The organism is Pseudoalteromonas sp. RW-H-Ap-1 (assembly GCF_048318575.1).
Lineage (GTDB): Bacteria > Pseudomonadota > Gammaproteobacteria > Enterobacterales > Alteromonadaceae > Pseudoalteromonas.
On the sequence record NZ_CP166996.1, the window covers coordinates 2490721 to 2512405 of the forward strand.

A 21685-nucleotide genomic window follows, 5' to 3' on the forward strand; every position below is an offset into this window, starting at 1 on the left:
TGCGCTTTACCTCCGTTGAAATAACGCCATAGTTTCGATATGCCCCGTGTGAGGAAACATATTCATTAGCCCTATTTTATTCAGCTCAAAGCCGGCTTGCGAAATAATAGCGCTGTCACGGGCTAAAGTAACAGGGTCGCAAGAAACGTATAAAATCGCTTTAAACTGCGTTAATGGAAGCTGCTCTAAAACTGCCATCGCACCAGTGCGTGAAGGGTCAAGCACTAAAACATCTAATTCTTTATTAAACCACGGCGCTTTTTTAATGCTCGTGGTTAAATCAAAACAATGAAACTGGGTATTAGTAATAGAGTTAGTGTGCGCATTTTGTGTTGCTAATGCAACCGCTGAACTCACACCCTCAATTCCTGTTACTGTTTTAGCTTGTTTGGCTAGCACTAAAGAGAAGTTACCAATACCACAAAATAAATCCAGAACATTTTCATCACCTTGAAGTGCTAACCAGTTTGCAGCTTGAGGCAGCATTGCTTGATTTACACTCGCGTTAACCTGAATAAAGTTACTGAGCCCAAATTCAAACGTTATATTTAACTGCTCAAGTTTATAAAATGGCATAGCTAAATGTGAATGATCAATGGTATCACTGTCACTTTGCCACACTAATTGCCAATTATGAGCTGCCACACTTTGCTCAACAAACGCCTTATCATGGGGTGAAATCGCTTTGGTATGGCGAATAACAATAAAATATTGTTCATCAGCGGCACATAACTGTAAATGACTAATGCTGTGCAGCGCCTTGTGTTGATTAATGACTTTATCAAATACATTAAATACCTCGGCAAATGAGTCACTTAATACTGGGCACTGATTAATACTAACAATACTTTTAGAAGCATTTGCTCTGTAGCCTACCCGCATTTTTTTTGCAGTCTTGTCGAACATAACAGCAATCCGAGCACTGCGTCGATAATGAGTTGCTTGGCTTAGCAGCGGAGCTTGCCAGTTTAAATCGGTTAATTTTGCAAACTTGGCAAATAATTGATTCACCGCTGCTTGCTTTTCAATTACCTGCTGTGTGGCATCTAAATGCTGTAGCTGGCAACCACCACACTGGCTGTAATGCTCGCAAATAGGAACTGTGCGATATTCACTGGCTTTAATTATTTTAAGCGTATCAGCTTGGCTGTAACGTGCTTTATCATCAACTAATTTGGCTTTTACTCGCTCACCAGGTAATGCTCCACTGACAAAACACACTTTATTATTGTACTTAGCAATACCACGGCCATGGTGATCCATTGCTGTAATATCGAGTTCAAGCGATTGCTGTTGTAGTGGTTTTTTCTTTGCTTTAAATATTTGTGCCATGAGGCATTACCTTAAAGGTTGATGAATTACGTCTCTACTTTGAGAATAGCTATGAGTATGTATATACTCACATTTAATAAAAATGATAATAATGCTCAGATTATGACCAAACTAGGCTTGCGCGATTCTGTTTTAACACTCACCCTGATCCCCACAGTGATCATTGGGCTTTTACTAGGTGGTTATTTTACAATAAATCGTTACATTGAGCTTGATGAAATTTTATATCAACAAGGCACAACGATTTCTGAGCCTTTAGCGATTGCTCTTGAACAACCTTTACTGGAAAAAAATAAAAAACTACTTAACCGTGTTATTCGTTATACACATAACAAACACTCACCAGCGGTTAAATCAATTGCTATTTTTAATGATAACAACCAACTTATTATAACCAGTAATTATCATCGCTCGTTCGATACCTTAATTGAGCAAACGCAAATTGACAGTTTTAAAGCCACACATGTTCAGCAAACTGAAGAGTTAGTGACTTTTTTTACCCCTATCATTAACCATACAACACCCAATAGCGACTGGAATACTTCTGAGTTTCAGACCACATTAGGTACCGTGGTGATCCAACTTAATCGCGACAAAGCTGTTATTGGCCAGCAACGCGCATTATTAGTCAGCGGTATTATTATTATTCTCGCCTTAGTATTAGCTGCTATTTTAGCACTAAAACTTAGCCGTATGTTTATGACACCGCTAAATAAGTTAGTACTTGCTACCGACAGGTTGATTGAAGGTAAAAGACAAACAGGCTTAACTGAGCCCATGAATGGTGAGTTTGAACTATTGCGTGAAGGACTCAATACCATATCCCACTCTATGGTGATGCAAAAAGACGAAATGCAAAAAAATATTGATCAAGCAACTAGTGATTACCGCGAAACGCTTGAGCAATACGAGACACAAAATATACAGCTCACTATGGCTAAAAAAGAAGCCCAAGATGCTAACCGCGTTAAGTCTGACTTTTTAGCAAAAATGAGTCATGAATTGCGCACACCACTTAATGGGGTTATTGGCTTTACTCGCCAGCTTTATAAAACACCGCTAAATAAAAACCAAAAAGATTACCTTGATACCATTGAGCTTTCAGCAAACAGCTTACTGACCATTATTAGCGATATATTAGACTTCTCCAAATTAGAAGCGGGTGCTATGGAGCTTGAATCAATTCAATTTCAATTACGCGATAGCGTAAACGAAGTGATGACATTACTGGCACCTAGCGCTCACGACAAACAACTTGAGCTTTCTATTTATATAAATCCTCAGGTGCCCGATCACTTAACCGGCGACCCCACTCGATTTAAACAAGTGCTTATTAACTTGTTAAGTAACGCGATAAAATTTACTGAAAAAGGCGCTATTAAAGTCGATATTAGCCATCGTTTATTAGATGAGGAGCAAACTTCCATTTTAGTGTCGGTTGCTGACACCGGGGTGGGTATTCCTGCCGATAAACAAGACGCGTTATTTACCGCCTTTGGCCAAGCCGACTCTAGTATTACCCGTAAATTTGGTGGCACTGGCTTAGGACTTATTATTACTAAACATATTGTTGAAGCAATGAATGGCCGTATTACTTTAAATTCAGCTCCAGGCAGTGGCACATGCTTTACCTTTAATGGCGTATTTAGATTACCAAATCATGTATTTATCAACGATTTGCCTACCCAATCATTAATTGGTAAACGTGTGCTTTACCTAGAGCCACATAAGCATACTCATCATGCCGTTGTTTCATTATTACAAGAGTGGAAAATTAGCGTCACTCGATGTCATAGCGAAAGTGAATTTTTAGAGTGTATCGAGAAATCAGAGATTAATTTTGATATATGCCTTATTGGTCACATGGCATCGGTTGATGATATGCAGCGCTTAAAAAGCTATGTAAAAGCGGTTAGAGAATCAACCGATTATTTATATTTAATGCTTAATACTGTATCGCACAATATGCGTGAAGCTTTTATAGGCAGCGGTGCAGATGCCTGTTTAAGTAAACCGCTCAACCATCGTAAATTATGTGAGTTATTAGCCGCACCATATCGACTTGATCACCCGACGCATAACATAGACCAGCATGAACAAACTCTACTGCCATTAAAAGTATTAGTGGTAGATGATAACGACGCTAATTTAAAATTAATTTACACCCTACTAAACGAACAGGTGGAATTGATTGATACTGCCCATAATGGTTCACAAGCTTATAGCCTAAGTAAAAGTCATAAATATGATGTGATTTTTATGGATATTCAAATGCCGATAATGGATGGCATTACAGCCTGTAAACTCATTAAAGAGTCATCTTTAAATGAAGATACACCTATTATTGCCGTAACTGCGCATGCACTTAATAGTGAAAAAGAACAATTATTAAAAGATGGTTTTGAAGGCTATTTAACCAAGCCAATTGACGAAGATATGCTCAATCAAGTTATTTGCGATCATAGCCCGCAATTACCTGTAAGCCGTGATAAGTCAAAAAGCACATTTGAACATAGCACAGCGCCTTTTAATAGCACTCGACTTGATTGGACGTTGGCGCTGCAACGTGCTGGCGGTAAGCCTGAATTAGCCAATGAAATGCTTAACATGTTGTTATTAAGCGTGCCCGAAACCCTAAACTTATTAAATCAAGCAATAGTCAGCAATGACTGCCCTCAAGTACTCAGCGTGATCCACAAATTTCATGGAGCGTGTTGCTATACTGGTGTACCAAAATTAAAAACATTGGCTGAAACGATCGAAACATCACTTAAAAATGAGTGCGTACTTGATAATATAGAGCCCGAATTGTTTGAACTTCAAGACGAGCTGGAAAACTTACTTGTTGATGCCAACATTGATAACAACAATAAAAAAGACGAGCTATAGCTCGTCTTGTCTATTGTTATTTATGATTCTAAGCGCGGGCTTCAAGCATTAAGCGTTTCATATCACGCACTGCTTTATCTAAACCATCAATCGCTGCACGGGCAATAATAGCGTGACCAATATTAAGCTCGTAAATCTCTGGCATCGCTGCAATTGGCTTCACGTTGTGGTAGTGCAAACCATGGCCGGCATTAACAATTAAGCCAATACTCGCTGCATACTTAACGCCTTGGCGGATGTGTTCAAGCTCTTTTGCTGTATCTTCATCGTTGATAGCATCGGCATAGGCTCCGGTATGAATTTCAACATAAGGCGCGCCACAGGCTTTTGCCGCATCTAACTGCGCTTTATCGGCATCTATAAACAATGACACTTTAATACCAGCTTGCGTTAGAGTTTTAGTCGCTGCGGCTATTTTATCAATATTACCCGCTACATCTAAGCCGCCTTCGGTAGTAAGCTCTTCACGTTTTTCAGGTACTAAGCATACATATTCAGGTTTAACCTCAAGTGCAATCGCAATCATTTCATCGGTTACTGCGGTTTCAAGGTTCATGCGTGTTTGAATGGTTTTAGCCATCACATACACATCGCGGTCTTGAATATGTCTGCGGTCTTCGCGTAAATGAATCGTAATGCCATCTGCACCGGCATGTTCTGCTACACTGGCAGCGTGGGCTGGATCAGGGTAAGAAGTACCTCGAGCTTGGCGAAGCGTTGCAATATGATCTACGTTCACGCCTAGAAGAATATCTTTCATGTTTGTACCTGTGAAATTTGTTTATTGAGAGCTAATAAATAACTCACGACTTTTTAATGGCTTATTGCCTAATAATGGCTTTAATAAATAACGACTTAATTGCTTTGCCATATATAACACATCCGCTTGGCTAAAGTCATGATTTGCTATGGCATTAAGTTGTGAACCGGTGAATCCAGAGCGCGTATCATGCTGCACCGAAAACCCTACTTCTGCAAAATAGCTATACGTTTGTGCCTCGTCAATTGGCTCACCGTCCGCATCAAAACTAAAATCAACTCCATATCCTAGTAGCTCTAACAATTGAAATTCATAAGAGCGCAGTACCGCTTGCATGTCAGTACCACTATTAAGGTTTTCTAGGTGTGTTTTATAAAGTTGAAAAACTTGATCAATGGGCTCATTAATCGGCACAATGCGATTCGTTAGCTCATTTAAATAAAAGCCACAGTAAAGCTTATCACCGGTTAGGAATAACGGGTTGCCATAGAGCTCAAATTTATTAATATATTTTAAATCGTATTTGCCGTTGTAATGAACGAGTAAGGATTGAAATGGTTGTAATTGGGCTTTATGTTTAGTGGCCTGGCGACCACTAACTCGTGCGAGCATTCTAAGCTGGCCAACGCCTTCTACCAGCATATCTAACATTACTTGCGAGTCACTATAGGGACGTCGATGTAATAAATAGGCTTTGTAAAAGTCGCTGTCCATATTAGGCTATTCGATACTTATTAATCTTCACCGTAGCCTAAGCTTCTTAAGGCACGTTCATCGTCAGCCCAGCCCGATTTTACTTTAACCCATAGCTCTAAAAATACTTTATTATCAAGCATTTCTTCTAGATCTTTACGCGCTTCACGGCCGATTACTTTTAGCTTTTCGCCTTTGTTACCGATAACCATGCGCTTTTGCGTTTCACGCTCAACCAAAATAAGGCCATTGATGTGCCAAACGCCGTTTTCTTGCCATTTAAACTGTTCTATTTCCACAGTCACTGAGTAAGGTAGTTCCTCACCCATAAAGCGCATAAGCTTTTCACGGATCACTTCAGCCGCCATAAAGCGCATTGAGCGGTCAGTAACGTAGTCATCCGGAAAATAAAATTCGCACGGCGGTAAACGTTTAGTCACTTCTTCTTTGATCAGGTCAATGTTTTTACCCTGAGTCGCAGAGACAGGCATAATGCCTATAAAGTCAAACTTATCGCCTAAAAACTTCATGTGTGGCAGGACAAGGTCGCGATCTTTCACTTGGTCAATTTTGTTAATAACTAACAATACCGGCTTGCCACTTTGGCTCACTTTATTTAGTACCATCTCGTCATCGGCATTCCAATGTGTGCCTTCAACAACAAAAATAATCAGTTCAACATCGCCAATTGAGCTCGACGCTGCGCGGTTCATTAAACGGTTAATGGCACGCTTTTCTTCAACATGCAGACCTGGGGTATCTACGTACACCGCTTGGTGTTTACCCTCAGTATGAATACCCATAATACGATGGCGCGTGGTTTGTGGCTTACGTGAGGTAATACTGACTTTTTGCTCAATAATTTCATTAAGCAAGGTTGATTTACCCACATTAGGACGGCCAACAATCGCAACCATGCCACAAAATGTGTCTATTTCGCCTTCATGAGGCTGTATTAAGGTATCAAGATTCATTTTTAAGTATCTTCAATGCTTTTTCGGCCGCTTTTTGTTCGGCTTTACGCCTTGAGCTGCCAACAGAAATAATGCTATCCATTCCATCAACGATACATTCAACCGTGAATGTTTGATTGTGTGCCTGACCTTTAGTGTCTACTACAGTATAGCCAGGTAATGATAGCTTACGAGCTTGCAAATACTCTTGCAGCAGGGTCTTAGGATCTTTTTGGTTAAGCCCTGGTGAAATAGCATCTAAACGTGATTCATACCACGCTAAAATAAGCTCGCCGCAACGATCAATGTCTGAATCTAAAAATACAGCGCCAATTATAGCTTCCACTGCATCTGCTAGGGTCGACTCACGTCTAAACCCGCCACTTTTTAGCTCGCCTGGACCTAAACGCAGGTAATCACCTAGCTCAAACTCAAGGCCAAATTCAGCTAACGTCTGGCCGCGAACTAAAGTCGAACGCATGCGGCTTAAATCGCCTTCACGTGCTTTAGGAAATTTAGCGTACAAGGCATTGGCAATTACAAAGCTCAAAATCGAGTCGCCCAAAAATTCGAGTCGCTCGTTGTGTTGACCTTTGTGGCTGCGGTGCGTCATTGCTTGCTCAAGTAGGCCTTGATCAGCAAATGTGTAGCCAATTTTTTTGTATAACTCTGTTACATTTTTTTTCATTGTTACTGAATATTACCTAGGCGTTCAAAACGAACACCAGTTGGAACCCATCCTGGTAAAATGTCATCTGGGCCATTATCAAATTCAAAACTCATCCATATAAAGACAGCTTTACCCACCAAGTTTTCTTTTGGTACAAAGCCCCAAAAGCGACTATCTTGGCTGTTATCGCGATTGTCACCCATCATAAAGTAATGATCAGCAGGCACCACCCATTCATCTGCAGGAGTGCCCAATTGCTGGTAGTAACGCCCTTTACGTTCAGGCGATTTTGGGTTGATTAAAATATCATGGCTAGAGGTCGTTAAATCTTCATTTAAACGCGCTAAAGCCATTGGGCCTTGCATAAATTCATCATCATTAATTAATTTAAAATCAATTTTATTGAATTCGTTGCAAAGAAGCGCGCCTTTTTGAACTTCGCCTTCTTCACATTTTGGTTGAATATACAAACGCTTATCGCGATAAACAATTTTATCGCCTGGTAAGCCTATAGCGCGTTTAATATAATCAACTCTTTCATCTAATGGGTATTTAAAAACAACAATATCGCCACGCTCTGGTTCGCTCACATCCACTAACTGGCTGCGCCATACTGGGTCTTTAATTCCATAAGAATACTTTTGCACTAAAATAAAATCGCCTACTAATAAGGTTGGCATCATCGAACCCGATGGGATCTGAAACGGCTCAAAAATAAACGATCTAAAAATAGTGATAGCAGCAATCATCGGAAAAATCGACTTTGCTGTTTCAGTAATGACTGGCTCAGGCGCAATCAATGCTGCGGTTTCTTCATCAAGTTGGCCACCGGCAGAAGTCTGTGCAAGTGCCAAACGTTCTTGCCTTTTAGGGGCAAACATTAAGTGATCTATTAACCATATTAGGCCTGAGCCTAAGGTTAATAACACCAATAAAACTGAAAAGTAGCCAGCCATTTATTATCCCTTTATTTTTTATTTACCAACTTTTAAAATGGCTAAGAACGCTTCTTGAGGCACTTCAACGTTACCAAGTTGCTTCATTCGCTTTTTACCATCTTTTTGTTTTTGAAGTAATTTTTTCTTACGACTCACGTCACCGCCGTAACACTTCGCGATTACGTTTTTACGAAGCTGTTTCACGGTTGTGCGCGCGATTACATGCTGACCAATTGCTGCTTGAATCGCAATATCAAACATTTGACGTGGTATAAGCTCTTTTAGCGCATCAGCAAGCTGACGACCACGAGACTGCGCGCTATCGCGGTGTACAATAATAGCAAGAGCATCAACACGCTCGCTATTGATGAGTATATCTACGCGAACCATGTCTGAGGTTTGGAAGTGCTTAAAGTTATAATCAAGCGACGCAAAACCACGACTGGTTGATTTTAGCTTATCAAAGAAGTCCATTACCACTTCAGCCATTGGCAGTTCATACGTTACTGCAACTTGCTTACCATGGTAGCTCATTTTAGTTTGCATACCGCGTTTATCAACACATAAAGTGATTACGCTACCTAAGTACTCTTGCGGTACTAAAATATTAGCTTCTACTACTGGCTCACGTATTTCTAAAATATCGTTTACAGCTGGTAGGTCAGACGGGTTATCTATTTGTGTAGTGCCCTCTTTAGTCACTACCTCATAAATAACCGTTGGTGCTGTGGTGATTAAATCAATGTCGTATTCACGCTCTAAACGCTCTTGAATAATTTCCATGTGCAGCATACCTAAGAAGCCACAACGGAAACCAAACCCTAACGCGGTTGAGTTTTCTGGTTCAAAGAATAACGACGCATCGTTTAAGCTTAGTTTGTTAAGTGCATCGCGGAATGACTCGTAATCATCCGACGCAATTGGGAACATACCCGCATAAACTTGTGGTTTAATTTTTTGAAAACCTGGTAAGCGCTCTGGTGCCGCATTTTTTTGATGAGTAATGGTATCGCCCACCGGTGCACCGTGTATTTCTTTAATACCGGCAATAACAAACCCTACTTCACCTGTACGTAAAATACCGGTGTTAGTTTGTTTAGGCGTAAAAATCCCCACATGATCTGCGGTATGTACGTTCTCGTTTGACATGATTTTAATTTTGTCGCCCGCGCGAAGTTCGCCATGTTTGATACGCACTAGCGATACAACGCCTTGGTACGGGTCAAACCAAGAATCGATAATTAGCGCTTGTAATGGCTCGTCTTTTTCACCAACGGGTGGCGGTACATCTTTAACGATCATTTCAAGTACTTCGGCAATACCTACACCTGTTTTAGCACTACATTGCACGGCATCAAGGGCATCAATACCAATGATGTCTTCAATTTCTTCGGCTACACGTAATGGGTCAGCTTGCGGTAAATCAATTTTATTTAGAACCGGTATAACTTCTAAGTCCATTTCGATGGCGGTATAACAGTTAGCCAATGTTTGTGCCTCAACACCTTGGCCAGCATCAACAACCAATAATGCGCCTTCACACGCAGCTAGTGAGCGTGATACTTCATAAGTAAAGTCAACATGACCAGGAGTGTCGATAAAGTTGAGCTGGTAGGTTTCACCATCGTTTGCCTTGTAGTTTAACGTTACACTTTGCGCCTTGATGGTAATGCCACGTTCACGTTCAATATCCATTGAATCCAGAACCTGCTTCTGCATTTCACGGTCGGTTAAACCACCACAAACTTGGATCAAACGGTCAGAAAGGGTCGATTTACCATGGTCAATGTGGGCGATGATCGAAAAATTACGGATATGCTTCATAAACTGGATTCTAAACTTCTATTTTAAAGGACTAAGGTCGCATGCCTAAATAACTTGAAAATACTTGCTGTGCATTTTCAAGTTACTGTGGCATAAAAACGCAATTTTACATTTAATTGGCGTCAATCACCATCTATTTGAGTTAAAGGAAGGCTAATTGGATGAATTTTTATCACTTTAATCTCATGTCTAAGTGATTTCACCCATGTTTTAGCAATTAAGAAGCCGGTGATGCCACCTAATATCGCAGCTAAAATTTGCCAGCCTTCGGCTAATTGTATTAATTCACTAGCCAATAAGGCGAATATTAAACTTAAAAATAAGGGCAGCATGTAAACGGCAAAGGCATGTTTTACAACATGGCTATCATCCAGTGACAAGGTCACTTTTTGCCCCACCTCTAATTGCGTTTCAAATTTGTAGGGCAAGGTTTTTTTGGCAGTACCAAATAACTTACTAAACACTTGAGAGCCACAACGTCCATTACAGCCTTCACATGCCTGTTTTTGTTGGGCTTCTAAATGCGCAACGTGGCCACTAAGGGCCACGACGGTTAACGTTTGTTCTATCATCTATAATGCCCGTGAAACAGACTCAGCAATCGCTTTGGCGCTCATGGTTGGTATATTCCCCACCACAGACACATCAAAATTTCCGCCGTTGTGCACATAAATAGTGGTGGCTCCTGAGGTCAGAGCTCCGCTTAAGCGCTTACCTGGTAGTGGCCGTTGTATAAATACTGAGACCTCAACAAATCCATCAGAGAATAAATAGTAATCTGTTAATTCATTGTTTAAGTCGAGCTTATGTCTATCGGACTTGAGTAATTCAAACCCTTCAGGTAGCCATCCAATAGTCCAATTCATAGCATTTGCTTTGCTTTGTTCATCAATTGAATTAGCGGGTAATGGTGTTGGAAAATTACGATTAAGTACTTCCAATAATAAGCTTGCCGGTTGCTCAGTTACGCTAATGTGGGTAAGTTGTAATTGCTCTAGCGCTTCGCCTTGGTGATTCACATAGGCGGCTTTCAACAATAAAGACGACTCAGTATCAATCCAAATCCAATAGTTATATTTGTCATCGTTTTTAGATTCAATTCGAACCAGCTGAGCAGGACGCCCCGCAATACGGCCTTTACCACCAAGCACAAAATCATAATGCGCACTTAAGCGGTTAATATCTTTAAATAAGACTTCTGGGATGGGGCCTGCAATCGAGTCAGTTGTTAACGAGTAAGGTTCTGATTGTGGCTCAAAGTAGGTAACTTGATCGTCAATGCGGATCATTTCAAGGCCTGCACCATTAAGCAAACTTAAATGCTCTAGCTCTATATCACCTTGTTTAGCATGCACCCAGCGGTAGGGCTCCATACTTTTACCCTTAACAACAACAAAAGAGGCGTCGAAATTACGAGTGTGAACTGCACTGGCCATTTCAAGCAGTAAATCTTTAGCAGGGTTTGTGTCATTGGCAAAAGTATTAAAACTCAGCACCAATGACATAATAAAAGTAATTACTTTCATCTAATTAGTTTTTTTCCTCTGGGGATGTTTCATCTGTTTTAGCTGTTTTTAACGAATGAGCCACTCGCGCTTGACGTTGATGTTCAAGTACTAATGCGCCAATGCGTTGCTGCTGAAGCTCTCGTAAACCTTGCTCTGCGTTATCAAGTGCAGGTGCTGATGAGTAGCTTACAGGCGACGCCATGCCGGTTAACGGCGTGGTTTGCAATAAAGGAATTTCGTTTTGCACAACATCTTCACCTTGCGGTAAGGTGTTCACGCCAACGATAGTAAACATTGCTACGCTCGCAGCAATTGCTAGTTGGGCAACCGGTTTACGCCAATTAAACGCCACTACTTTATTATCTGTTTCGGTATTAGAAGCGGTAGCCACATTGTGAGACTGGCTAAAGTCTGCATAAACGGGCTCGCTCTCAAGTGCTAACGAAATGCGTTCGCTAATATCAAAGTCCATATTATTGTTATTTTCTTTAGCTCGCATTGCATCACCAATTAACGCGTAACGGCCAAACGTAGCTACATCATCCGATGCAATAGTTGCATCCTTTAATGTTTGTTCACCGTCAAGTAATGCTGATAACGATTCGTTATCTAAGCGGTTAACGTGTGCTTTTGTCATACTAAGACTCGCCTATCAATGGGTTTAATTTATTATCAATTGCTTCACGGGCACGAAAAATACGCGAACGTACCGTCCCGACTGGGCAATCCATAACCACGGCTATTTCTTCATAGCTCATACCCTCAATTTCTCTAAGAGTAATCGCGGTTTTAAGATCTTCAGGCAAACTATCAATCGTATTAAAAATAACAGCGCGGACTTCTTCGCTTAATAGTAAATTTTCAGGTGACGCGTTAGAACGCATTGAATCTGCACCTTCATAAAACTCGGCATCGTCAGCATCTATATCATTTGCTGGCGGTTTACGCCCTTGAGCCACTAAATAATTTTTAGCACAATTAACGGCGATACGGTAAAGCCAAGTATAAAAAGCACTATCACCACGAAAGTTTGGAAGGGCACGATACGCTTTAATAAACGCTTCTTGTGCTACATCAGCAATGTCACCTTGATTTGATACATAACGAGAGATCAAACCGGCTATTTTGTTCTGATACTTCTTAACTAATAGGTTAAAGGCGTTTTTATCTCCCTGCTGGACCCTTTTCACTAACGCTAAATCTAATTCCTGCTCGCTCATTCGAGCCGGTACTCCTCTGATTGATTCTTGCTTATTATTCATAGTGTCGCCATTGTTCACACCTACTCTGACCCCTAGATGAATAAAAAGTTCTGACTCATATTGTTTTTTTATAAAATAGCTACAAATTACGCGTTTATACGCTAAAACCACTTAGTAGTAGTTCAACAAATATGGTACAACTGTAAGTATTAAAAATAAATATTGCTCTATCTGAGCATTGTAACCGCAAAGTACCTCACAGATGAACCAAAATAAACATCACATTACCGATGTCGCTATTATTGGTAGCGGCGCAGCAGGCTTATCACTTGCTTTATCTTTGGCTAATTACTGTAACGTTACCGTGATCAGTAAAGGTGAATTAACCGAAGGTTCTACTCTTTACGCCCAAGGCGGAATTGCCGCTGTTTTTGATAAAAAAAATGACAGTATAGAGTCTCACGTTGAAGATACCTTAGATGCAGGTGGCGGTTTGTGTGACAGAGAAGCTGTTCATTACACTGCCAGTAATGCACATGACTGCCTACAATGGTTGATTGACCAAGGCGTGCCTTTTGATATGGAATTTGATAGTAAAGGTAAAGAGCGCTTTCATTTAACCCGCGAAGGGGGTCATAGCCATCGACGCATTTTGCATGCCGCCGATGCTACTGGCAAAGCAGTGCAAACAACGCTGATTAGCCAAGTTCAAGCGCACAGTAATATCACCTTGTTAGAGCATTATAATGCGATTGATTTAATTACAGATAAAAATATCGGTAAAACGGGGTCACATGTTCACGGTATGCATGTGTGGAATAAAAAGGCCAAAAAAGTAGAAACCATTGGCGCAAAATTTGTTGCCTTAGCAACCGGTGGCGCAAGTAAAGTGTACCTTTACACCTCTAACCCTGATGTTTCTAGCGGTGATGGCATAGCAATGGCATGGCGTGCAGGGTGTCGCGTTGCTAATATGGAATTTAATCAATTTCATCCAACCAGTCTTTACCACCCGGAATTACAAAACTTTTTAATTACCGAAGCAATGCGTGGTGAAGGGGCCTATTTAAAACGCCCTGATGGCACTCGCTTTATGAAAGAGTTTGATGAACGAGAAGAACTCGCTCCGCGCGATATTGTAGCGCGAGCTATCGACTTTGAAATGAAACGCCTTGGCGCAAATTGCTTATATTTAGATATTAGCCATAAAGACAAAGATTTTATTATTGAACACTTCCCTACTATTTACGCTAAATGCTTGAGCGTAGGGCTTGATATAACCAAAGAAGCAATCCCTGTCGTTCCTGCGGCACATTACACCTGTGGTGGCGTAATGACCGACTTTAACGGCAAAACGGATTTAGCAAATTTATACGCTGTGGGTGAAGTGGCTTATACCGGCTTACATGGTGCTAACCGCATGGCAAGTAACTCATTATTAGAGTGCATTGTATTTGCCCATGCAGCAGCAAAAGACATTTTAAGTAAAATAGAGACCGCACCCGCGCTGGTAGATTTACCTAGTTGGGATGAAAGCCGTGTATCTAATTCAGATGAAGAAATCGTGATCACCCATAACTGGCATGAGCTACGATTATTTATGTGGGATTATGTTGGGATTGTACGTTCAACTAAACGCCTTGAACGTGCGCTGCATCGTGTTGAACTGCTACAACAGGAAATACACGATTATTACGCAAACTTTAGAGTAAGCAATAACTTACTTGAGTTACGTAACTTAGTACAAGTTGCCGAGCTTATAATTAGAAGTGCTATGGAACGTAAAGAAAGTCGTGGACTACACTTTACTATTGATTATCCAGAGCAAAATGAGAACCCAACGCCCACTATTTTGACTCCTCTACGTAATTAATTGCTTCAAGCGTTGCCCGTTTCAAGCGCGCATAGCTTTGCTTATCAACACTATTGGCTGAGATAATCAGCCAATAGTTTTTACTAAAGCCATTAATATACAGCCACACACTCTGACCAAGTAACCGGCTTTGGTTACTAATGAGCCCTTGAATTTGCCTGCCTGATCCTTCAAAACGAAATTGATTCGGCTCTAAGAGTATAATGCCTTGCTGTGGTTGAGCAGCCACGATTTTTCGCCAAACAATAATGCCAGCAAGTGTATTAAGTGCAATACAAAAAAGAGTTGCCACCACCGAGTTCATAAATAGGCACAACACTAAAGTCAGCACACAAAAAAAGACCACAATCGGTTTGTGGTCTGTTTTATTATCTGTAACGGTAAATCTATACACGAACTCGGTCTAAAATTAGCTGAACCATGCTGTTTAGCTCTGCGTCTTTACATTCTTCATGGCCCATAAACCAAGCGAATAAATCTGGGTCTTCTTGGGTTAATAGACGCTGAAAAATCGCTTGCTGTTTAGCATCTAACGAGTCATAAGCTTCTTCAACAAACGGCATAAACAAAACATCTAGCTCTAACATGCCACGGCGACAAGCCCAACGGATACGTGCTTTACTATGTATTTCAACCATTTTAAACCTCATATTTAATTAACTCGAGTTTACCAAATACGCGTTAATTTAACAGCACTAAGTTATAAAAACATCGTCTGTTAGTCGCTGTACCATACGCTTTAACTACGTTATTATGTGGCCTCATTTGTTATTGCAAAGAAGGTGTTTATGTCTCAGGTTTATGCATGTCCTTTATCACATCAGGTTATTAGCCTCTCAGGCGCAGATAAATTATCGTACCTACACGGACAAATCACTCAAGATCTAAATAAACTTAACAACGATAACTTTTTGTGGGCAGGTCACTGTAGTGCAAAAGGTAAGTTATGGGGTGTATTTAAGTTATTTTCTTATCAACAAAGTTACTTTTTAACAGGCTCAAGTGCAGAAGTAGAACGCTCTCTTGCTGAATTAAAAAAATATGCTGTATTTGCAAAAGTTGAAATTAATAAAGCCTCAGAGCGATTAATTGGTTTACTTGGTGATGACCTAACAGGCTTACTCACACAACTCGACATTCACTTTAGCGATAACGCCACGGCTTGTGATTTCGCTCACGGTAAAGCTCTTAAGCTTGGATCAAACCGCATTTTACTGATGGTTAATAGCCAATTTTGCCTACCTGACGATGTGTCGACCCTCGATGACGATGCGCTATGGCAGCAAGCATCTATACTTGCTGGTGAACCGCAATTAAGTGTTGATGCGATTGATGAATACGTACCGCAAATGGTTAACCTGCAAGCCATTAACGGCATTAGTTTTAAAAAGGGTTGCTACACAGGCCAAGAAACCGTTGCACGTATGAAGTATCTGGGCAAAAACAAACGTGCCATGTATATCGTCTCTGGGCAAAGCGAAGGACAACTTGATGAGCCTGATATTGAAACCCAATTAGGTGAAAACTGGCGCCGCGCAGGTAAACTTATTGCGCAAAGCTATAATGAACAAACACAGACTTTAACTGGTTTGGTCGTGTTGCCAAACGATACTGATATCGATCAGACTCTTCGTGCAAAACACACCCCTTCGGTAGAGCTAAACATTCTGCCTCTACCTTACTCTCTTGAAGATGAATAATAGGAATGACTATGATCGTTGCAGCAAATAAAGTGGTAAAAATGCATTACTCTGTTTTAGATAATGACGGCAATACCATTGATAACTCATTTGGCGGTGAGCCATTAATTTTTATCGTTGGTACAGGCTACCTGATCTCAGGGCTTGAAAACGCGCTGCAAGGCAAGCAAGCTGGCGATACACTAAGCGTAAAAGTGGAGCCTGAAGAAGGTTACGGTGAGCGTCATGATCACTTAATGCAAGCCGTACCAAAATCAATGTTTGAAGGTATGGAAATTGAAGTGGGCATGCAATTTCGTGCAACCACCGATGACGGCGACCAATCAGTAATGATCATCGATATTCAAGACGAAGAAGTGATTGTTGATGGTAATAACCCACTTGCCGGTATTACACTTAACTTTGATGTAGAAATTTTAGAAGTACGCGATGCAACAGCCGAAGAGCTTGAGCATGGCCACGTACATGGCGAAGGCGGCTGTGGCCACGAGCACTAAAACCCGCTTAGTAAAATTGCTATAAGTTTATAAAAAAAGCGCCTAAGGCGCTTTTTTTATAGCATATTATTTTGTGTTCGTAATTTGGCTTGAGGCTCTGCAGCTGGCATTTCAACAGGGGTTATTTTATCTTCAAGCGCAGCAACTAATCCTGCTTGGTCATTCGTACCTAAGCGATACTGGCTACCATCTTTAAGCGTTAATTGCACCGCACTAAAGCCTGATACCGTATAAATCCAACCATCGTGTGTAATGCGAATACCAATACCATGGCGGTATGAGTTTTGTACTGCTTTTACATCGACAATATCTTCTAATGCTAACTTTTGGCCAGCAACACCTGGGCCAAACGCCCAGCTAATATGAGTTTCGTCAACTTTAATGGTTAAACCGTGGAACAAAAAGCCCACCAGCACTAAAATACCAGCAAATACGATTAACGGGGCATCGGCACCAATTAAATTCCATGCAAGCGCAACAAAACCGCTGATCCACGCTAATACTACAAATATAAATACCGCATACTGCTTATGCTGATACATAACACTCTCTATTAAAAAGTTAAAAAATTAAAAACTGTACACTAAGGTTGCACTGAGCTCTGAATCGTATTTAAGCTTATCTTCTTCAGGCTTAGAATTATAACGATACATATAAGCAAACTTAAGCGATACCGCGCCAACCACTTGGCTAATTAAGGCCGTTTCTGACTTTAACCGAGAGTTAAGCCCAGACAAAGACTGTTCTATACTGATATCTTGATTAAATCGGGTACGCTTAGATACTAACCTCTCCCACTGCATTGCAATACGAAGTAAATAACCCATTTTGTCTTTATCGTCTTCAAGTGCTGTTGACTCATCATCAGCAACTGAGCGATATAAACCTGGGCCAATATCTATATCTACTTTATTTTTAACCCCTTGATAAACACGTGCACCATAACCGGTTGCTATCGTACTTTTAAAATCAAGACCGCTAAATTGATCTTCCTCATAATCCCCGTAAATAAAGAACGACGAGTTTTTAACCCCTACTTTATAGTTACCTTGTGCAGAGAAAAACACCCGATTAGCGGTCACATCCGACTCGCCCGTTTCTTCGTTTTCATCACGTTTGTACAAGGAGTCTATTTTGAATTGATTTCGCCAGTTTTCAAAATCTTGATAAAGATTCCCTTTAAGCTTAAAACTGGTGGAATTAGTGTTACCTTTACTTAAAATAAAACCAAATTCGGTATCGCCGTACAACACTTCGCCTTTGTGTAACTCATGAATTTCTTCATCTGAGAGTTCCCCATATTGATGAAAATCTTCAAAGGGATCAACGGCCCAGCTAAAGCAGCTAAATAATAAAAGCAGTAATACAAAGAAGCATCGCAAAATACGTTCTCTTGCAAATGGCAATAACAAAAAAGCAGAGAGGTGGTTATTCACTTTCTTTCCACAAAATATGACAAAAAGGCGCGTCTTTATCACGGCTAATTAGAATTTTCGCAAATAATACGTCTTCGTTATCAAACTCAAGGCCCACTAATACTTGAATAAAATGCTCAGGTTCAATTTCTAGGGCAACAAAGTCTTGCCACTGTTCATCGGGCTCATCTTCTTCAATAAAGCCTAGTTCTTCACGGTGTAGGTTAAATTCTTCAACATCTTTGTCGCTTAAATTATTGGGAGCCAGCTCTAAAAAAATATCATAAGCTTGATGAGTTGCTTCTTCTACCGTAAATAAACGTGGACCTGACATGAATGGTTAACCTCTGAGCTTTTAAGTGGCAATCATAATATCAAAAGTTGCTAGGGTTTTGATAAAAAAACACGTTAATTACTGACTTTTTTATTTATTCCTAATACTTATAGATATTATTAAATTGGTTAGCACACGGGTCTGTTGACCTTGGAAGATTAAATAGCCATCAAAGATAGCTAGCCCCACGTGTATTAAAAATTCAGTTTGTTTTTATTCACCTTCACCCACTTTACTTAACATCAATAAAAACATAAGCTCAAACAACAGGTCAGAGGAGTGAACAATGATTAAATTAGAAAAAAAACAGGGTATCGCTACCGTCACATTACATCGTGTAGAAAAACAAAATGCCTTAAGCTTTACTATGTTTGTTGAGCTTAACAAAGTGATTAAAAATATAAAAAAAGACGCCAGTATTCGTGCGGTTGTATTAACCGGTGAGGGCGAACACTTTTGTGCAGGGCTCGATATTAACGCGGTCATGGTCTCGCCATTCAATATCATAAAGCTCCTATTCAAATGGCTTCCTGGTAATCAAAACCTAGCGCAAAAAGTCGTACTGGGCTGGCAGTCATTGAGTGTGCCTGTAATTGCTAAAATTAACGGAAACTGTCTTGGTGGTGGCCTGCAAATAGCGCTTGGAGCTGATTACCGAATTGTTCATCACGATGCCAAACTCGCCATTATGGAAGCGCGCTGGGGGTTATGCCCCGACATGGGCGCTAATGTTATGCTTGCAGGCTTAGTTAAACGCGACCAAGCACTTTGGCTAGCAAGTCATGCTGACCCCATTAGTGCTCAACATGCTTTTGAACTCGGTTTAGTAACAAAAACAACCGACGATACCGATAAAGCAACTAAAGAAATGCTTGATACATTACAAGCACGTTCACCTGATACATTAGCAGCAATAAAACGTGTAACTCAACAAAGCTATAAAGCCCCTGCTCGAAAAATACTCGCCAAAGAAACATGGAGTCAAATTCGCTTATTAATCAACCCTAATACTAAAAAAGCCATAGCTAAAGCAAAAGGTAAAACTGATATTGAGTTTGCAAACGCCAAACGCTGGTAATACTAAGGCACAATGCACAAAACAGCGTTATTTGTTAAAGTGATAATCCTCTATTTTATTGAGTCATCGCCATGAAATACTTTTTAAGTAGCGCTATCATTTTGCTTTGCTTGGCAGCGGGCAAACTTATTATGCACTTTATTGATGCCAGTTTTCCTGCGCCACTGTTAGCAATGGTTATTTTACTGGTTTTACTTTTATCAGGTATTGTTAAAGAGCAGCATCTTACCCCGTGTGCCACACCTATTTTAAATGTAATGCCTATTTTCTTTATTCCTGCAGGCGTTGGTTTTATTGAACACTTAGCACTTATAAAAACCCATTGGCCTTTCTTAACTGCCGTTATTTTATTAGTCCCCTTAAGTAGTTTAATTTTAGTGGCAAGCCTAGTGAGTTACTTTAAAGGCAGAACTAATAATGACTGATTTCAGTAGCGCCATTTTTAGCCTTGGCTGGTTAACTATTCCATTTATTATTATCCTTTTTATTGCACTAAGGGCAGTTAATCTTAAAATCAATCAGAGTATTTTAAAATCATTAACCAACCCCGTTTTTTTAAGCATCGGCATTATTGCCTTACTACTCGTTAACCTTAAATTACCCTATTCACAGTTTGCATCGCATAGTCGGTTGTTAACGTGGTTATTAGAGCCGGCCATAGTCGCTTTGGCCTTGCCGCTATATCAGCAATTTATGCACGTACGTAAAAACTTTTTACTTATTTTAGTCACCTGCAGTATTGGTATTATTAACGCCACACTGGTGGCTTTTGTATTAAGCGTTTTATTTGCTGTCCCCTCGCAACTGAGCGCCTCAGTTGCCGCACTAAGCGTTACTACACCTATTGCATTACTTGTCACCGACTCACTTGGCGGGATCAGCTCGCTAGCCGCTGCCATGGTTATTTTTATTGGTTTACTCGGCGCTTTATTTGGCATTTTATTACTAAAACTAATTAAAATATTTAACTTTGAGGCACAAGGAATCGCAATCGGTACCGCGTGCCATGCTATAGGCACCGCGGCTGCAATTGCCGAGCATCCAAAAATAGGGGCGTTTTCATCAGTAGCCATGGCATTGAGTGCGTTATTAACTGCTGTAATTGTGCCAATAATATATCCAATTTTAGTTAACACTTTGTTATGATAAGCAGATAAAACACTATCGCTAAAATAGAGTCGACATGATCAGTTCTGAAATTCAGCAATTTGAAAAGTACTACGCCCTACTTACTGAATATTTAGTTACCTACAGTATGCAAATTGTCGGCGCTATTTTTATTCTATTGGTTGGTCTGTGGGTAGCGAAAAAGCTCGCTGCAGGTGTTGCCAATTTGATGACGCGACATAACGTCGATATCACCTTGACCAACTTTGTTAGTAATGTCGTTAAAGTATTACTGATCATTATGGTGATCATAATTGCGCTTGGTAAAATTGGCATTAGTGTTACCCCGTTTGTTGCTGCAATAGGTGCCGCTTCTTTAGGTGCTGGCTTAGCATTACAAGGCATGCTTTCTAATTATGGCGCCGGGCTTGCAATTATTGCCACGCGGCCATTTGTGGTGGGCGATACCATAGAAATAAAAGGCGTTAGCGGCCAAGTAAAACTCATTGAGCTGGGTCACACCGTATTAATTAATGAAGAAAAAGTAGAAATAACCATTCCCAACAAACATATTGTTGGCGAAATTCTGCATAACTCATTTAGCTACTCCTTAGTAAAAGGTGAAATAGACATAGCCTACAGCGCCTGCAGTGATACCGCGATCAGCCTTATTGAAAACGCATTAGCTAATCACGAACTGGTTGCTAAACAACCCAATGCACAAGTTGGCATAGAACGCTTTGCTGATAGCGGCGTTACTATTAGCTATAGATACTGGGTTCCTACCACTAAAATTATTGAAACTAAGCTCGCTATTAACGCCAGCGTGTATAAAGCAATTAACAATGCCAATATAGAAATTCCGTTTCCACAGCGAATTGTTACACTTAATAAAAATAACTAGCACTACAA

Annotated in this window: 24 protein-coding genes; 8 read left to right on the plus strand and 16 right to left on the minus strand. The window is 40.4% G+C overall.

All coding sequences use genetic code 11. The features are described from left to right. Window positions 1-6 precede the first annotated feature (6 nt). The gene (gene rlmD / locus AB8618_RS11955) at window positions 7-1332 is read right to left on the minus strand and encodes a 23S rRNA (uracil(1939)-C(5))-methyltransferase RlmD (RefSeq protein ID WP_413400654.1); all 1326 of its coding nucleotides are present in this window, start codon (window positions 1330-1332) and stop codon (window positions 7-9) included. A gap of 102 nt (window positions 1333-1434) precedes the next feature. Between rlmD and barA the strand changes: the two genes are divergently transcribed. After that, window positions 1435-4221 carry a two-component sensor histidine kinase BarA gene (barA, locus tag AB8618_RS11960; protein WP_413402870.1) on the plus strand — a complete coding sequence of 929 codons (2787 nt, stop codon included), beginning with the start codon at window positions 1435-1437 and terminating at the stop codon, window positions 4219-4221. 28 nt (window positions 4222-4249) lie between these two features. On the opposite strand, the gene pdxJ is transcribed toward barA, so the two are convergent. The 10 genes from pdxJ to rpoE form a co-directional block, all read right to left on the minus strand. Next, window positions 4250-4981 carry a pyridoxine 5'-phosphate synthase gene (gene pdxJ, locus AB8618_RS11965; RefSeq protein WP_413400655.1) on the minus strand — a complete coding sequence of 244 codons (732 nt, stop codon included), beginning with the start codon at window positions 4979-4981 and terminating at the stop codon, window positions 4250-4252. A 21-nt stretch (window positions 4982-5002) separates the two neighbouring features. After that, window positions 5003-5695, minus strand: a complete 693-nt coding sequence (recO, locus tag AB8618_RS11970; RefSeq protein WP_010387802.1) for a DNA repair protein RecO — start codon at window positions 5693-5695, stop codon at window positions 5003-5005. 20 nt (window positions 5696-5715) lie between these two features. Then, the gene (era, locus tag AB8618_RS11975; RefSeq protein WP_413400656.1) at window positions 5716-6648 is read right to left on the minus strand and encodes a GTPase Era; all 933 of its coding nucleotides are present in this window, start codon (window positions 6646-6648) and stop codon (window positions 5716-5718) included. Then, window positions 6638-7315: a ribonuclease III gene (gene rnc / locus AB8618_RS11980; RefSeq protein ID WP_413400657.1), complete on the minus strand. Its 678-nt coding sequence runs from the start codon at window positions 7313-7315 to the stop codon at window positions 6638-6640. Before rnc ends, era begins: the two co-directional genes overlap by 11 nt. Window positions 7316-7317: 2 nt before the next feature. Then, window positions 7318-8253 (minus strand): signal peptidase I, encoded by a 936-nt coding sequence (lepB, locus tag AB8618_RS11985; RefSeq protein ID WP_138608155.1) that lies wholly within the window; start codon window positions 8251-8253, stop codon window positions 7318-7320. An 18-nt stretch (window positions 8254-8271) separates the two neighbouring features. Beyond that, entirely contained in the window at window positions 8272-10059 is a 1788-nt protein-coding gene (lepA, locus tag AB8618_RS11990; protein ID WP_138608157.1) for a translation elongation factor 4, read from the minus strand. Between the two features lie 122 nt (window positions 10060-10181). Then, on the minus strand, window positions 10182-10631 hold the full coding sequence (locus AB8618_RS11995; protein WP_138608159.1) for a SoxR reducing system RseC family protein: 450 nt from the start codon (window positions 10629-10631) through the stop codon (window positions 10182-10184). Next, window positions 10632-11585: a MucB/RseB C-terminal domain-containing protein gene (locus AB8618_RS12000; protein WP_138608161.1), complete on the minus strand. Its 954-nt coding sequence runs from the start codon at window positions 11583-11585 to the stop codon at window positions 10632-10634. A 4-nt stretch (window positions 11586-11589) separates the two neighbouring features. Further along, on the minus strand, window positions 11590-12204 hold the full coding sequence (locus AB8618_RS12005; protein WP_413400660.1) for a sigma-E factor negative regulatory protein: 615 nt from the start codon (window positions 12202-12204) through the stop codon (window positions 11590-11592). 1 nt (window position 12205) lies between these two features. Beyond that, window positions 12206-12787, minus strand: coding sequence for an RNA polymerase sigma factor RpoE (gene rpoE / locus AB8618_RS12010; RefSeq protein WP_010387792.1), 582 nt, complete (start codon window positions 12785-12787; stop codon window positions 12206-12208). Between the two features lie 244 nt (window positions 12788-13031). Between rpoE and nadB the strand changes: the two genes are divergently transcribed. Further along, complete coding sequence (gene nadB, locus AB8618_RS12015) at window positions 13032-14642, plus strand: L-aspartate oxidase (protein ID WP_055013219.1); 1611 nt, start codon at window positions 13032-13034, stop codon at window positions 14640-14642. On the opposite strand, the gene AB8618_RS12020 is transcribed toward nadB, so the two are convergent. Both AB8618_RS12020 and AB8618_RS12025 read right to left on the minus strand, forming a co-directional pair. Next, a complete protein-coding gene (locus AB8618_RS12020; protein ID WP_218651723.1) occupies window positions 14617-14946 on the minus strand; it encodes a hypothetical protein in 330 nt (109 codons plus the stop codon). The genes nadB and AB8618_RS12020 overlap by 26 nt on opposite strands. 82 nt (window positions 14947-15028) lie before the next feature. Then, the gene (locus AB8618_RS12025; RefSeq protein WP_010387788.1) at window positions 15029-15280 is read right to left on the minus strand and encodes a succinate dehydrogenase assembly factor 2; all 252 of its coding nucleotides are present in this window, start codon (window positions 15278-15280) and stop codon (window positions 15029-15031) included. A gap of 150 nt (window positions 15281-15430) precedes the next feature. On the opposite strand from AB8618_RS12025, the gene AB8618_RS12030 reads away from it, so the two are divergent. Together AB8618_RS12030 and AB8618_RS12035 are read left to right on the plus strand one after the other, a co-directional pair. Next, window positions 15431-16342, plus strand: coding sequence for a YgfZ/GcvT domain-containing protein (locus AB8618_RS12030; RefSeq protein ID WP_138609338.1), 912 nt, complete (start codon window positions 15431-15433; stop codon window positions 16340-16342). Window positions 16343-16353: 11 nt separating this feature from the next. Further along, the gene (locus AB8618_RS12035) at window positions 16354-16839 is read left to right on the plus strand and encodes an FKBP-type peptidyl-prolyl cis-trans isomerase (protein ID WP_008111743.1); all 486 of its coding nucleotides are present in this window, start codon (window positions 16354-16356) and stop codon (window positions 16837-16839) included. Window positions 16840-16895: 56 nt separating this feature from the next. On the opposite strand, the gene AB8618_RS12040 is transcribed toward AB8618_RS12035, so the two are convergent. The 3 genes from AB8618_RS12040 to AB8618_RS12050 are packed head-to-tail and all read right to left on the minus strand — an operon-like array spanning window position 16896 to window position 18588. After that, window positions 16896-17381, minus strand: a complete 486-nt coding sequence (locus AB8618_RS12040) for a hypothetical protein (protein WP_413400661.1) — start codon at window positions 17379-17381, stop codon at window positions 16896-16898. A gap of 27 nt (window positions 17382-17408) precedes the next feature. Further along, window positions 17409-18221 (minus strand): DUF481 domain-containing protein, encoded by an 813-nt coding sequence (locus AB8618_RS12045; RefSeq protein WP_413402873.1) that lies wholly within the window; start codon window positions 18219-18221, stop codon window positions 17409-17411. Window positions 18222-18267: 46 nt separating this feature from the next. Further along, entirely contained in the window at window positions 18268-18588 is a 321-nt protein-coding gene (locus tag AB8618_RS12050; protein ID WP_013465646.1) for an HI1450 family dsDNA-mimic protein, read from the minus strand. Between the two features lie 286 nt (window positions 18589-18874). On the opposite strand from AB8618_RS12050, the gene AB8618_RS12055 reads away from it, so the two are divergent. The 4 genes from AB8618_RS12055 (at window position 18875) to AB8618_RS12070 (ending at window position 21677) form a co-directional block, all read left to right on the plus strand. After that, a complete protein-coding gene (locus AB8618_RS12055; RefSeq protein WP_413400662.1) occupies window positions 18875-19666 on the plus strand; it encodes a crotonase/enoyl-CoA hydratase family protein in 792 nt (263 codons plus the stop codon). 71 nt (window positions 19667-19737) lie between these two features. Then, a complete protein-coding gene (locus AB8618_RS12060; protein WP_198523574.1) occupies window positions 19738-20091 on the plus strand; it encodes a CidA/LrgA family protein in 354 nt (117 codons plus the stop codon). Beyond that, entirely contained in the window at window positions 20084-20812 is a 729-nt protein-coding gene (locus AB8618_RS12065) for an LrgB family protein (protein WP_409423718.1), read from the plus strand. The genes AB8618_RS12060 and AB8618_RS12065 overlap by 8 nt, the downstream gene beginning before the upstream one ends. A gap of 37 nt (window positions 20813-20849) precedes the next feature. Then, on the plus strand, window positions 20850-21677 hold the full coding sequence (locus tag AB8618_RS12070) for a mechanosensitive ion channel family protein (RefSeq protein WP_413400663.1): 828 nt from the start codon (window positions 20850-20852) through the stop codon (window positions 21675-21677). Window positions 21678-21685: the final 8 nt, after the last annotated feature.